Raw genomic sequence first — 12,956 nt, forward strand, 5'->3', positions numbered from 1 at the left:
TCGACGCTGTTTGATCTTCAGCCGTAAAATGCCACAGATGAAAGACGTTGAGATGAGCGCAAACGCTTACAATGACAATGTTCAATATCCTCGGACGATCTTCATCCGCCGCCACTCCGTTGTAACTCGGTTAACGCACTGGCTGAACGTGCTTTGCCTGAGCTTCCTTATTTTGAGCGGGCTGCAGATTTTCAATGCCCACCCGGAGCTTTATTGGGGACATTACGGCGCGAACGGCGACAGCGCCGTTCTGACAATCGGCTCCGACGACGATGGAGGTACGCCGAGGGGCTTCGTGCGTGTCGCAGGACTTCAGATCCCTACAACCGGCGTCCTTGGTGTTTCCAATGTCGATGGGGAGCCGACTGCGCGAGCTTTCCCTTCATGGGCCACAATCCCCTCGTTCCAGGATCTCGCGGCTGGACGACGCTGGCATTTCTTCTTTGCCTGGCTGTTTGTGATCAATGGGATTCTCTATCTTGGCTTCAGCCTGCTGAGCGGACACTTCAGGCGAGACCTGGCGCCGAAGGTGCACGAACTCTCGCCTCGTCATCTCGGCCGCGAGGTTCTCGACCACGCCCGTCTCCGCTTTCCCGAGGGAGAGGAGGCCAGGCATTACAATGCGCTTCAAAAGCTTACCTATCTGGCGGTCATTGTCGTCCTGCTGCCTCTGATGGTCCTGACAGGCCTGACGATGTCACCCGGCATTGATGCTGCTCTCCCCGCCTTGGTCGATATTTTCGGCGGACGCCAGTCCGCGCGCACGATCCACTTCATCACGGCGTCGGCGCTTGTCATTTTTGTCATCGTGCATGTGGCAATGGTCGTCCTTTCAGGGACCTGGAACAACATCCGCGCGATGATCACCGGACGCTATGCGATCCAGGAAAAAGGCCCGACATCATGAACAAGCTGTTTACTCGACGCCGCTTTCTGGTTGGCGGCACACTTGGCGCTAGCGCCTTGACCCTTTCCGGATGTGACTTGCTGGACCAAAACGCAAACGTCGCCAATATCCTCCGTTCAGCCGAGCACCTGACGTTGAAGGCGCAGAGACTGCTTCAGGGGCGTGATGGCCTGGCGCGTGAGTTTGATGAGAAGGATATTTCTCGGTCGTTTCGCCTAAATGGAACGAGTGCTCCCGATAGCGATGAATATGTTGAATTGGCTGAAGGTAATTTTTCCGCTTGGCGATTAAAAATTGACGGCCTTGTTGAGCGTCCGCGAGAGTTTTCACTCGCAGATCTAAAGGCGCTCCCAGCGCGCACGCAGATCACCCGCCATGACTGTGTCGAGGGGTGGAGCGCCATCGGCAAATGGACTGGCGTTCCCCTCGCCAGCTTGCTTCGCCTAACCGGGCTGAAGCCAACCGCACGTTACGTCGTGCTGCATTGTGCTGATGAACTTGAAAAGACGCTCGATGGCAGCGGCCGCTATTACGAGAGCATTGATCTCATCGATGCGGTTCATCCACAAACCATCCTTGCCTACCAGATGAACGGTCAAGAACTCAGCGTCGGCCACGGCGCCCCCTTGCGTCTCAGGGTCGAGCGGCAACTTGGATACAAACAGGCAAAATACATAATGCGCATCGAGTTGGTCGAGAGCTTCTCAGGCCTGTGGGGCGGAAACGGCGGCTATTGGGAAGACCGCGGGTACGAATGGTACGCCGGCATCTAGGCCATCGGCCACAAAAAGGTTGCTACTTGACCAACCCGGGTTCACCGACGCTGCCGCGCATTTTTCGGCCAAGCGGAAGAGCTTTAGCAAAGGCGCTGCTGTCAATCGAATTGTTGAGTCTATCTCAGCTGCGTTTCAGCGCGTGAGAAATCCGCATTTTCCAAGCGCATATCTTGCCCCTAGCTCCTTAAACACTCGCTCAATGATTAGGGCGTTCACTAACTTGCCGAGGCCTCTCCCACGATGAGTTTCTCTTGCCGCGATTGAGGCACATCGTGTGGACGCTTCACAAAAGGGCACGTCGGAACCTCGTCCACTATAGTTAATCACGGAAAAGGCCCGGTAACGCTGCTACCGGGCCTTCGCGCCGAAGGTGGCGGCGCTTCGGGTCTATCAATTCCCGCTCTGCTCTCTCGTCCCTTTTGGTTTGGCTTCCAGAAGGGCCATGCGTATCAAATATTCGATCAGTGGGTTTCCGTCAGTACGGGCAAGCTTGGCGCAAACGGTAAGATGATCAACAAGAAGTGGCTTGGTCATTTTCTCCTCCGGCGCGTCCTCCAACGCGAATGAGTGTCGTCTAATATATCTTGATCGGAGCTTAACGAACGGGAGCCAATTTTTGCCCCCGAATGGTCTCCTTCTGCGCCCCCACCGCAATGTTATCGTTTCTCTGTTTTGTCGCCATCTGGAAGAGCTGGGACTATCACGGTTGCCCACGCCGAACGGTATCCTCTCAGCCAAGCGGAGTGCAGATCTAGGCGGTCGGCGTATGGGTTCGAAGACGCAAGACCCCCGGACCTTGCAATGTCACGCCCCTGTTGCTCGGCCTCTTCAACTTCTCTCAGTAAGCACATTTTGGCACCCTCATTACCAACGGGATTTCCAAGTAATTCCGGGTGGCCGGATTTCAATGCCTTTCTCCACGGCCGTTCATAAATTGTGGGTAACCGAACACTCCAAGCCGCTCATCGGGGACGGCTTTTCTTATGGCATGACAATCGAGCATAGCATGGCATCGAAAGGGCAAGGGCAGGGATGGCAGTGAGCCTGGAAGTGCGCAACAACGGAAACGGTTTCGATCCTATGGCCTCCTAGGCTCGCCTATCGGAGCGCGCCGAGAACCAGGGCAAGGATCTCTCCGATCTTCGCTCAAACATGAACACGGGCTTCCAGCAGCTCAACGCCGCGATCAACCCCCTCTCCAACGAGGTCCGCGGCGGCTCGAAGACCCAGTTACCTATCATCATCGGCTTCAGCTCGGTGACGATCACCATCCTTACCGGCTTGGGGTTTCTTGCGCTGCAGCCCATCAAGGACAACATCGTGCAGATCCGGGAAGACGCGAAGGTTCAAACAGCAGCACCTCGACGGCTAATGCTACCCTGGTCGACAAGATGGTCAGCAAGGACGAGATGCAGTGGCGGTGGGATATTTCCAACCGATCACCCGCGGCAACCTATCGCAGATCTTTGATGCGGGCTCCCGCTCTCGCAGGAGCGCGAGACCTCTGGCATCTAGGGAGGTGACAATCGTCCCCGTGATCTTGGGGGGGCACAAAGAGCGGCTCAGCTGCTCTTTTTGACGCGCTCGTACAACAGCGACAGCATGCGCCCCGCATATGTCAAGAAGAGGGAAGTCGCGAAGGTCGGGCGCTAGACGGCGGATATTTGCTCGCCGTCGATCGTGCGCCGCCATAGGGCACAGCTATCATCCCAGGATTTTCCTCTTCTCGGCATCGTACTCGTCGCCACTGATTGCGCCGCTATCCTTTAGCTTCGCGAGCCGCTCGAGCACCTCGACGGCGTTCGAAGACATGGTGCCGCCCGCCGCCTTCGTCGTGGCGGGCGTGACCTCGTCGGTGCCTGCAGTGCAGTACCAGATGATCAGCGCGATGGTGCCAACAGGGAACAGGTACGACAAGAGCTGATGCCAGCCGCTTCTATTCAGATCATGCAGACGACGGGTTGCGAGGGCGATGGTTGGCAGAAGGACGCCGAGACTAAACAGGCCAGACAGGGCGTCAGTCGGATCGATAGCACTGAGAACGGCCGAAACGATGACGAGGAAGAGGAATGTAAACCAGAATTCCGATCGGCTGGCGCGGCCTTCGAACGTCGCGTACTTTTTGAAGAACGTCGAAATCGCCTGTCCGAACCCCATTGAAGAAGGAGCTTGCCCAAAGCGGTTTGCGCCTGACGGTGGGCTCTTGAACACGAAGAATAGCGGCAACCCGAATACAATAAGAACAACAAGCATATGCCAGGCCGAAAGGCTTTCCATAGTTCCCCCCTTTGAATGCCGCCCGAATAAATTTCTAGTTTTGGCCTCGTACTCAAGTCAATATCCCGCTTTCGTCCAATTCAGTTCTGTCAAATCGACTGGTAAGTCGCTGGAGACTTAGCGAACATATTGTCGTTATCCGAATTGGTTACATAGACTTGATTGCGAATTTTCAGCCATCGTGATCTGATCTGGCCTGGGAATTCTCGTGTCTGGCGTTTGGGGCGATGAAGTTACGTAGCCGTTACAGGCTTGTTATTGTGACATTGCTGTCTTTTGGGCTGATTGGGGCTGTCGCACCATTCTGGTTGAAGGAATGGGTGGAATCCGTCACGGACAACCCGAATCTCGACAAGATTCACGCTGTTTCTCAAGGCCTCGGGTTGCTCGCCTTGCCCAGCGTGCCGGTGACGCTGGTGCGCATTGATGACCAGAGCTTCGAGGCGTGGCAACGTCCTTTTCCAATCACCAAGGCGATCATCGCTGGCTTGATAGAAAAGGCGAGGGCAACCAGTCCGCGGGCAATCCTTGTTGACCTCGATATATCCGCAGGAAGCGGCAAAGACGCCAAGGTCCTGCACGACCTACTCGACAGCTGGGCACCGTCGGACCCACCCTTGCTCTTCCCAAGAGAGCTTTCGTTCGACCCCGACGGCAACAGTCTCCCTGCCTTGCCGTCCGACTTTGATAGGCATTTCAAAATCGGAAAACCGCTCTTTTGGGTGAACGTTCTTTTTGAGGTGGGTGAGGGTGACAAGATTAGAAACTGGAACCTTTGGGAGGTGCCTAAGGGTGCCTGCCAAGCTCTGCTGTCTCCGGCGATGCTGACTTATGCATTCAACTTGGGTGGCACGGCGATGGTCGAGACTGCTCAGAGGTATCTTGGCAGCCGCGAAGGCGCGGACTGCGCTCTCGAAGGTCAGGACATGCCGAGTGCTGTGCCAAGATGGTTGAGCGACGCAGAGAAGAGTTCGGCAATCCAGTTTTCATTCCCAAAGAGTGACACTGCGATGTCCGCAATGATGGTCGAAGATGGTCATGGGCCTGCTCTTATTCAGTTGTCGGGATACCAGTTTGCTCAGCGTCCCATCGCCGCCAGTGCGTTGGTGGATCGCTTCGTCATCATTGGAAACAGCTATGCCTCCAACGGGGACTTCCACGACACCCCGATCGGGGAAATGGAAGGAATGCGCGTCATCGCAAATGCTGTCGCCAATTCCACAAAGGCGATTGCAGCTGCAGAGTATTCGACGAAGGTCGCCGTCATCCTATCGAGCATATTCCTCGCGGGTCTCGTCGCATTTCTGACATTCACCTTCAAATCTCTGATCTCGGCCCCGTTGGCGCTGCTGGTCGGGATCGTCGTGTACACCGCCTGCAACATCAATCTTGGCGCTTCCGCCGCCCAGTCTGTCGTCCAGTACGCCATCGTAATCTGGGTCCTGGTGATTGCACTGGAGTCTGTTGAATCGATATGCCGCGGGTTTCTCGAGGGGCGCAGCTGGAGGTCGTTTCTCAATGGGTAGACGTGTATGGATGTGGGGAAAACCGACATGCGTCATGGTAGCGAGCTGTATTCTCTTTGCACCGGCGGCATCTCCGGCGGGACAGCCGGCGGCCGTGATCGTCGACTACGACGGCGCGGCCTCCATCATCGGCACGCGATCGGGCACAACGATGGAGCTCCAGCTGGGGAGTGTGTTGGAGGAGGGGGATCGCCTCGATATTCCAGACCCTGGCTTTGTCAAACTAAACCGAGGGGGGGCCTGCGAACTATTGCTGTCACCCGACACATCGAGGTCCGAGGAGCCGGGATGCTCGACCAGTCGCTTCTCGTCGTATTCTGTCCCGTCCTCCGGACTGACAGATGACGTTTCGAGCAGATATCATCAACTGGCGGAAGTCTTGGGCTGGTGGGACCCCGAACGCAAGTCGAAGCCGATGCGCAGCAGGGAATCCTACGGCCTTCGCGTTCCGGCTCTGGACAATGTAGCAAAGCCATTGCTTGTCGCGGGAAGCAGGACGCTTGAGGTGCGCTGGGTCGACGGGAAGCCACCCTTCCTTCTGAAGGCTATTACTTCTGACGGCAAGCAGGTTGAGGGGACTGTAGCCGATAGCGCGCGAACCGGCAGCGTTCACGTCCTCATCGAGCCTGGCAAGACATTTCGCCTGGAAGTGGCCGATGCGTCCAAGGTTGTTTCCTACAAAGTCTACGGGATCGCAGCTTTCGAGGACAAGAAAGCTGCAAAGCCCGTGGATGATTACGACTGGGCGTCTCAAATCGTCGCGGCGATCTCCAAGAGCGGCGGTGACTGGGCATTCGAAGGCGTCCAACAGATCAAAGGTCTTGCACTCGAGCCGCGCGTGAAGACCGCTCTGACCAGCGCGATCGAATACGGAGACTGGCCATGAAATTCGTCCGCTTGTTCGTCGCGACGGCATTCAGCACTTTGCTCTATTTCGTCGCTGCCACGGCGACCTCGGCGATGGAAGGCATGATCACAGGGCCGGAGCATTCCGCGATCAAGCAGATCATCCAGACCGACTACGTTACATCCGAACAACTGGATAACGCTGTCGTGGTGCTTCGTCGGCTGATCGAGGCAAGCGAGGTTCAGTTCGGCAAAAACAGCCGACAGGTTGGCGTGTTGCTCTGCGACATCGGCGAAGTTGCATACAAGCAGGCCAATTTCCTGCAGGGCAAAGCCAAAACCGACAAACTCAGGAGGGCGACCGCTGCCCTGGTGTCAGGCGCAGACATCCTGAAGCCCTATCAGGCGGAGCATGACGGCTATATCATCCAACGGGCACGCGCCTACCGGTTTGCAGGTATGGCGTTTCTTGCCTTGGGCGACAAGAAGAGCGCCGAGTCCAACTTGCGAAATGGACTTGCCATTCACTGGAAGCGATACAACGACAACGCCTACCAACTTCAGTTCTTCCCGCCATTGTTCGACGCCGTAGACGGATCAGAAGCGAAACGGAAGGTCGCCGAAGCGGAAATCAAGATAGCCAGAAACGTCTACAGTGTTCCGACAGGAAGCGGGCACGCGAGCCTGGACGGTCCACTCAAGCGGCTGCGGATGGCCGAGACAGATGGCAACCCGCTGATCGCAAAGCTCGAAGCATCTCGCGCCAAGGCCGCCGCCCTTGCTGAGGCAGGCAACCGCGACGCGGCCTACGAGGAGATCGCTTCCTTGTTTTCGGCAGCGACAAGCGAGAGCGATCGCAGTCTGTTCGTTGGTCGGATGAAGCCGCGGCCGTTTTTCATCTACGATGATCCCGACGCCGGCCAATCCGTCAGCTGGAGCGACGACAAGGCCGCCTATGAGATGAGGCCCTACGACTACGTTGCAACGAAATTCTTCGTCGATCACAATCTTATGCCGTTCATCGCGGAAGGGAGGAACAACCTGTTCACCTTGCTATCGCAATGGCAGGAAATCTACGATTCTGGAGACCGTGAGAATGCCGCTTACCTCTGCCGGCTGATTCCAGGGAACTACACCGGATACAGTGGTTTTGACCTGCCTGGCTTTGATCGAAGCCAGCCGGTCATCCCTCCATTTTGTGCTGCATCCATTCAGTGGGCCGGATGGATGCGAATGCAAGGTATCATCGGTCAGGGCCGGCAGTTGGTCGAGATGGGTATCGACCTGCTGCCCGCCGACGTCCGCGAAACAGCTATCGGGAAGAAGTTCCTCGCGGACAGCCTCGGGCTGATGTCTGCTTTCGAGGCCTATTACGGCTCTCCAGATAGCTTCCTCTCGGCCTATGAGCGCCTTACCGACGTGGATGCTCCATCATCGGCTGAATATGCCTTCTACGCGGCCATCATTCGTGACGAACCAGATGCGTTCATGGAAGCATTAAGACGGCTGGGGGCGGCAGCATTGCTCCAAGGCGACGAGGAGGAAGGCCCGGGTCCTGTTTCGAAGTTGGCAATCATCGGTCCGAAGGTCGCTGAGGCGATCTGTGGGCAACAACCAGCAGAGCTGCCGGCGATCGTGCGCGCGTCGTTTTGTACCGATGATGCGGCGATCTCGCCTGATCAGTTGCGTGCCGAGTTGCAGAGTGCCTCGAAAAGGTTGGAGTCAGGACAGGTCAAGCCGTTTTTCGCTATTCCGAATTGGCGAATTCTGAAACTTCTCGCGGCCTCCGAATACGCAGCCCTCCGGCCTTTGGCGAAAGCCGCGTTCTCGCCTGGTGAGGTGGCTCAGTTCCAGGAGCGTAGGCTGTCGAAACGCGAGCAGGCGTTTCTCAAGAAGCCAAAGGACCACGACACCTATATCCAGCAAACGCCGAACGACACTCGCTTTGCCGACCAGGTATCTGACGACTTCGATGCAGCTTTCATCTCTACCGCGCTCTTCGAGGCTGGAAAGGTCGACATGGCGAAATCATGGGCTCTTCCGGCTATCGAGCGCTATCAGTCCGCAAGCCCTCCGCAAACGATATTCAGTCTTTGGCTGGCGGATACCTATGAGGAGCAGACATATCTCGATGGCTGGAGATGGCTTCTTATGGATCGCCCGCTGCTTGCCAGTGCCGCCTTTGGAAAGCACATCCCGGAACACCTCGCATACACCCGAGGAGGCGTGGGCGAGGGCGCACAATCGAGTCTGGACTGGGAGCGGGTGATCGGCTCCTATCACGGGCGAATGATCGCGGGCACCCAGCTTCACGATGATCTGCGAGCTCGGGCGGACGCTCGATCGCTGGTATCGTACGTCAAATTCGTCCTCGGTCTGCAGAGCTTTTCACGCAACGAAACCCGAGAGGTCATCGTTCGGGTTGCTCGCCCGGCTCTGAACGAAGCGCTTTCCATTCTCGTCGACGGGCGCGAGCTCTCTCCTGACGACGTGGAAGCGGTCTTCGAGATCGTCCAGATGATGAAGCCGAGCGGGACCGGTGCAACCATTGCCCGTCTGGGTGCGAGGCTTTCTGCGGTGTCTCCACAGCTGGCAAATCTTGCCAAGCAGCGCGAAGAATTGCGTCAGAAGTGGCTTGCAACGCCGGTTGATCAGACCRCCGATCGCAAGGCGCTGGCCGCCCAGGTCGATGAGATCGATGCAGAGCTGGCGAAGCAGTTTCCTAAATACGTCGAGATATCGGGCACGGTCGCCGTGTCGGTTGCGCAAGCGACCGCCGCATTGTCGGACGACGAGGCTCTGATCGCATTTCTCGGCACGGGCGACAACTTTCTGGTGGTGGCTGCAAGCAAGGACAAGACGATCGTCGTCAAGACGGAGATGACTTCTGACGACGTAAACGGCTTGGTACGCGAGCTTAGACGAGGACTTGAACTTCGCGGAGGACGGGTTCCTGCCTTTCGCGGGGAGGCAGCATATCAGTTATACCGCCAACTCTTCGAACCGATCGAAGCAAAGTGGTCTATGTCTCCGAGACACCTGATTTTGGTGCCGGACGGCTCTCTTGAGAGCATTCCTTTCGCGGTGCTGCTGACTGAAGAGATGGTGCGGGATGATTTCGTCGGCGCGAAGTGGCTATCGGACAAGTACACCATGACGCGCGTGCCATCGGTCGCATCACTGATGACGCTGAGAGCCGGAGCCGGCGCGAAGCCGGGCGGGGAGCCTCTGCTTGGAATCGGTGACCCTGTTCTGGATGGCAAACCTGATACCGAGCGCGGCGGGTTGGCCGCCTCGAAGCTGGTTGCTCTCCGGGGTGGCGCGAATGTGCACGACATCCGAGCGCTTCCAAGGTTGCCGGAAACGGCTGACGAGCTAAGGGCCCTACAAAAGAGCCTGAAGGCCCCTGACGGCTCGTTGTGGCTTGGACAGATGGCGACGGAGACGTCCTTGAAGAGCGAGGACCTCACCAGGTTCCAGACACTGGCCTTCGCGACCCATGGCCTGCTCGCCGGAGAGATAACTGGGGTTCAGGAACCTGGGCTGATCATGACGCCGCCGGCGGTGGCGACGCCGACCGATGACGGATATCTTTCTGCCAGCGATATAGCTGCGTTGAACCTCAATGCCGAGGTCGTCCTCCTCTCGGCATGTAACACCGCCGCACCCGAACAGGCCGGAGCGGAGGGGCTTTCGGGACTAGCCAAAGCGTTCTTCTTTGCGGGTGCCCGAAACCTGGTGGTGTCACACTGGGCTGTGGACTCGGCAGCGACCGCGGCCTTGACGACGAGAATGTTTGAAAACCGGGCTAGCGGGAAGTATAAGACCTACTCGTCGGCACTGGGAGATGCGATGCGCGAGTTGCGGTCGAGCGACGAGGGCAGGTATGGCCACCCGCTGTTCTGGGGACCATTTGAGGTGGTCGGCGCGGATTGAGGCGGCGTAGAGTTCGTGCTCAAACTCCTTCAATCGGCCGTCTTTCTTACCTGCAAAGACTTCAAGCTTTGATGGCTGACGTGGGGCTCTGGTCTGGTGATGGTGGGCTGGTTTGTCATGTCACTCGGCTTCTCGTTCTATCTCAAGCATTTCGCGGATTACGACGCCACCTACGACACGCTCGGCGTACTGAGCGGGTTCCTCGTCTGGATTTGGCTGTCGATTTCGATCCTGATCGTCGGGGAGAGTTGAACGCCGAGCTTGAGCACCAAACATCGAGGGACACGACGACCGGTTCGCCTCGGCCCATGGGGATTGGAGGCGCGTATGTCGCCGACACGTTGTGCGAAGTTTCCGACTGAGTGCGAACACGGCCCGCGCACCGCTGGTTCTCCGGTTCGGTCCGGAGATCGGTCGGCGGCTCGATCAGATTTTCGGTCGCATGTCCGAACCGACCGACCCAGTTCCCACACCAGAATGGATAGAGGTCTCCCGCGCGATGAATGCGCTGACTGGAAATCCTGAGCGTAGGTTGTCATTGGCGCTTGAAATCCGGTGGTGAAAGAGCCATCTGACCGGCATTTCTGAGCAATGGGGATTATCGATGACGACAGGAGAAGATCGGCAGCCTGAGCACCACGCATTCGAAGCCGATGTCAGCCGGCTGCTGCACATGATGGTGCATTCGGTTTATTCGGACAAGGATGTGTTCCTCCGCGAATTGATCTCGAATGCTGCGGATGCCTGCGAAAAGCTGCGTTACGAGTCGATTTCCCAGCCGCAGCTCTCCGCCGCTTCGACCCCGCCGGGAATTCTCGTGAGCCTCAATGAAGAGGCGTTGACGCTCGTCATCGAGGACAACGGCATCGGCATGAGCCGCGACGAGATGATCGACGCGCTCGGCACGATCGCGCGCTCTGGCACGAAGGCGTTCATGGAGCGGCTTGAGGCTGCAAAGGCTGGTGACAAGGCGGAATTGATCGGCCAGTTCGGCGTCGGCTTCTATTCCTCGTTCATGGTCGCCGAACGGGTCGACGTAATTTCCCGCCGTGCTGGTCAGGACCAAGCCTGGAAATGGTCGTCCGACGGCAAGGGAAGTTACGACATCGTCGCAGTCGATCTCGAAGCGGCGCCGGCGAGGGGCACGCGTGTCGTGCTGCATCTCATGCAGGATGCAAAGAAGTATACGGGCAAATGGACGGTCGAAAAGATCATTCGCGACCAGTCCGGCCACGTGCCTGTCCCCATTCGCCTTATTGAGAAAGAGGGTGCTGAGCCGTCGCAGGTTTCCGATGGCGCAGCACTTTGGACAAAGCCGAAAAACGAGATATCCAAACAGGACTATGACGATTTTTATCGCGGTGTCTCCGGTCAGTATGACGAGCCACTGGCCAATGTGCATTTCCGCGCCGAGGGTCGCCACGAATACACAACGCTCGCCTTCATCCCCGGTTCTCAGCCCTTCGACCTGTTCGATCCAGACCGCCAGGGTCGGATGAAGCTTTACGTGAAGCGCGTCTTCATTACCGACGAAGCCGAGTTGCTGCCGCGTTACCTGCGGTTCGTCCGCGGCATCGTCGACACCTCGGATCTGCCGCTTAACATTTCCCGCGAGATGATTCAGGAAAGCCCGGTGCTGAGCGCCATCAAGAAAGGCGTGACCAGCCGAATCCTCACCGCGCTGGAGAAAATGGCTGAAGGCGAAGCCGAGACGTTTTCCAAATTTTGGGACCTGTTCGGGGCGATCCTCAAGGAAGGGATCTACGAAGACTTCGAGCGGCGCTCGCAATTGCTGAAGCTGGCCCGCTTCCGCAGTACCGTGTCCGGTGAGACGACCCGCAATCTGGCCGACTACATGGCGTCGATGACAGAGGGGCAGCCGGCGATATATTACATCAGCGGCTCCAGTCTGGACCAACTGAAATCGTCGCCACAACTCGAAGGTTTTCGAGCCAGGGATATCGAAGTCCTTCTCCTGACAGATGGTGTAGACAATTTCTGGCCGACGAATGTCCCAGATTTCGAGGGAAAGTCCTTCAAGTCGATCACCCAGGGTCTGGCTGATCTGAGCGGCATTACCGGCGAGGGAAGCCCAGATGAGCAGGGCCTGGACGCTTCTCCCGACGTTGCGGCATTCATCGATTTTGCGCGAGCTAGCCTGAAAGAGGAGGTTGCCGACGTGCGGGTCTCCAGTCGGTTGACCGAAAGTGCCGTCTGCCTTGTCGCATCCGAACATGGGCCAGATCGACAGCTCGAGAAACTTTTGCAGGGGGCAGGGCGGCTACAGACCGCTTCGAAGCCAATCCTGGAAATCAATGCGCAGAACGAACTTGTGAAAAGCATTGCCGCGATGGACGACCAGGCGTTTCGCGAAGATGCCGCCTGGCTCCTGCTCGACGAAGCCCGCATTCTCGACGGGGACAAGCCTACCAATCCGCGCGCTTTCGCGGAAAGGCAGGCCAGACTGTTTGCATTTGCGATCGGACGGGCGAGGTAGCACCACACCCAAACGACCTCTTGCTGGCAGGTCAAAAACCTAGAATTGGCAGACTTACTGGAAAATCGGTCGGATCAAGCTTCGCCGCACGGGCGAGGCCTATCACTTTGACTGGAGCCATGAGACCGTTCTGATCCACGGCGTGACAACGACGGTGAAGGTTGCGCATCTCCGGCTCTGCCACAGCGGAT

General features: G+C 57.5%; 10 protein-coding genes and 2 pseudogenes. 9 read left to right on the forward strand and 3 right to left on the reverse strand.

Translation table 11 applies throughout. The features are described 5' to 3' along the window. The first annotated feature begins 52 nt into the window (after nt 1-52). The gene (locus AC1DNK_RS22745) at nt 53-907 is read left to right on the forward strand and encodes a cytochrome b/b6 domain-containing protein (protein ID WP_477943567.1); all 855 of its coding nucleotides are present in this window, start codon (nt 53-55) and stop codon (nt 905-907) included. Continuing rightward, a complete protein-coding gene (locus AC1DNK_RS22750; RefSeq protein WP_477943460.1) occupies nt 904-1,680 on the forward strand; it encodes a molybdopterin-binding protein in 777 nt (258 codons plus the stop codon). Before AC1DNK_RS22745 ends, AC1DNK_RS22750 begins: the two co-directional genes overlap by 4 nt. Nucleotides 1,681-2,073: 393 nt before the next feature. Here AC1DNK_RS22750 and AC1DNK_RS22755 read toward each other — a convergent pair whose 3' ends face one another. Together AC1DNK_RS22755 and AC1DNK_RS22760 are read right to left on the reverse strand one after the other, a co-directional pair. Next, entirely contained in the window at nt 2,074-2,217 is a 144-nt protein-coding gene (locus AC1DNK_RS22755) for a hypothetical protein (RefSeq protein ID WP_477943461.1), read from the reverse strand. A gap of 122 nt (nt 2,218-2,339) precedes the next feature. Beyond that, nucleotides 2,340-2,534 carry a ribosome modulation factor gene (locus AC1DNK_RS22760; protein ID WP_477943568.1) on the reverse strand — a complete coding sequence of 65 codons (195 nt, stop codon included), beginning with the start codon at nt 2,532-2,534 and terminating at the stop codon, nt 2,340-2,342. 301 nt (nt 2,535-2,835) lie between these two features. Between AC1DNK_RS22760 and AC1DNK_RS22765 the strand changes: the two genes are divergently transcribed. Beyond that, complete coding sequence (locus AC1DNK_RS22765) at nt 2,836-3,153, forward strand: hypothetical protein (RefSeq protein ID WP_477943462.1); 318 nt, start codon at nt 2,836-2,838, stop codon at nt 3,151-3,153. 234 nt (nt 3,154-3,387) lie between these two features. On the opposite strand, the gene AC1DNK_RS22770 is transcribed toward AC1DNK_RS22765, so the two are convergent. Then, nucleotides 3,388-3,960: a DUF805 domain-containing protein gene (locus tag AC1DNK_RS22770; RefSeq protein ID WP_477943463.1), complete on the reverse strand. Its 573-nt coding sequence runs from the start codon at nt 3,958-3,960 to the stop codon at nt 3,388-3,390. A 227-nt stretch (nt 3,961-4,187) separates the two neighbouring features. Between AC1DNK_RS22770 and AC1DNK_RS22775 the strand changes: the two genes are divergently transcribed. From AC1DNK_RS22775 to htpG, 6 genes and pseudogenes are all read left to right on the forward strand, one after another. Beyond that, the gene (locus AC1DNK_RS22775; RefSeq protein WP_477943464.1) at nt 4,188-5,486 is read left to right on the forward strand and encodes a CHASE2 domain-containing protein; all 1,299 of its coding nucleotides are present in this window, start codon (nt 4,188-4,190) and stop codon (nt 5,484-5,486) included. Between the two features lie 94 nt (nt 5,487-5,580). Then, entirely contained in the window at nt 5,581-6,372 is a 792-nt protein-coding gene (locus tag AC1DNK_RS22780) for a hypothetical protein (protein ID WP_477943465.1), read from the forward strand. After that, on the forward strand, nt 6,369-10,268 hold the full coding sequence (locus tag AC1DNK_RS22785; RefSeq protein ID WP_477943466.1) for a CHAT domain-containing protein: 3,900 nt from the start codon (nt 6,369-6,371) through the stop codon (nt 10,266-10,268). The genes AC1DNK_RS22780 and AC1DNK_RS22785 overlap by 4 nt, the downstream gene beginning before the upstream one ends. 72 nt (nt 10,269-10,340) lie before the next feature. Continuing rightward, nucleotides 10,341-10,630, forward strand: a pseudogene (locus tag AC1DNK_RS22790) (YhjD/YihY/BrkB family envelope integrity protein); the annotation flags it as partial. Nucleotides 10,631-10,632: 2 nt separating this feature from the next. Next, nucleotides 10,633-10,794: pseudogene (locus AC1DNK_RS22795) on the forward strand (DNA polymerase Y family protein); the annotation flags it as partial. 78 nt (nt 10,795-10,872) lie between these two features. Next, nucleotides 10,873-12,765, forward strand: a complete 1,893-nt coding sequence (htpG, locus tag AC1DNK_RS22800; protein WP_477943467.1) for a molecular chaperone HtpG — start codon at nt 10,873-10,875, stop codon at nt 12,763-12,765. The last annotated feature ends 191 nt before the right edge of the window (nt 12,766-12,956 follow it).

It is taken from the genome of Rhizobium sp. 01N424, from assembly GCF_056399485.1.

Excerpts from the sequence above, each read along its gene's own strand:
- AC1DNK_RS22745 (WP_477943567.1), top strand. The coding sequence starts at position 53 with ATGAGCGCAAACGCTTACAATGACAATGTTCAATATCCTCGGACGATC.
- AC1DNK_RS22750 (WP_477943460.1), top strand. The coding sequence starts at position 904 with ATGAACAAGCTGTTTACTCGACGCCGCTTTCTGGTTGGCGGCACACTT.
- AC1DNK_RS22755 (WP_477943461.1), bottom strand. The coding sequence starts at position 2,217 with ATGACCAAGCCACTTCTTGTTGATCATCTTACCGTTTGCGCCAAGCTT.
- AC1DNK_RS22760 (WP_477943568.1), bottom strand. The coding sequence starts at position 2,534 with ATGTGCTTACTGAGAGAAGTTGAAGAGGCCGAGCAACAGGGGCGTGAC.
- AC1DNK_RS22765 (WP_477943462.1), top strand. The coding sequence starts at position 2,836 with ATGAACACGGGCTTCCAGCAGCTCAACGCCGCGATCAACCCCCTCTCC.
- AC1DNK_RS22770 (WP_477943463.1), bottom strand. The coding sequence starts at position 3,960 with ATGGAAAGCCTTTCGGCCTGGCATATGCTTGTTGTTCTTATTGTATTC.
- AC1DNK_RS22775 (WP_477943464.1), top strand. The coding sequence starts at position 4,188 with ATGAAGTTACGTAGCCGTTACAGGCTTGTTATTGTGACATTGCTGTCT.
- htpG (WP_477943467.1), top strand. The coding sequence starts at position 10,873 with ATGACGACAGGAGAAGATCGGCAGCCTGAGCACCACGCATTCGAAGCC.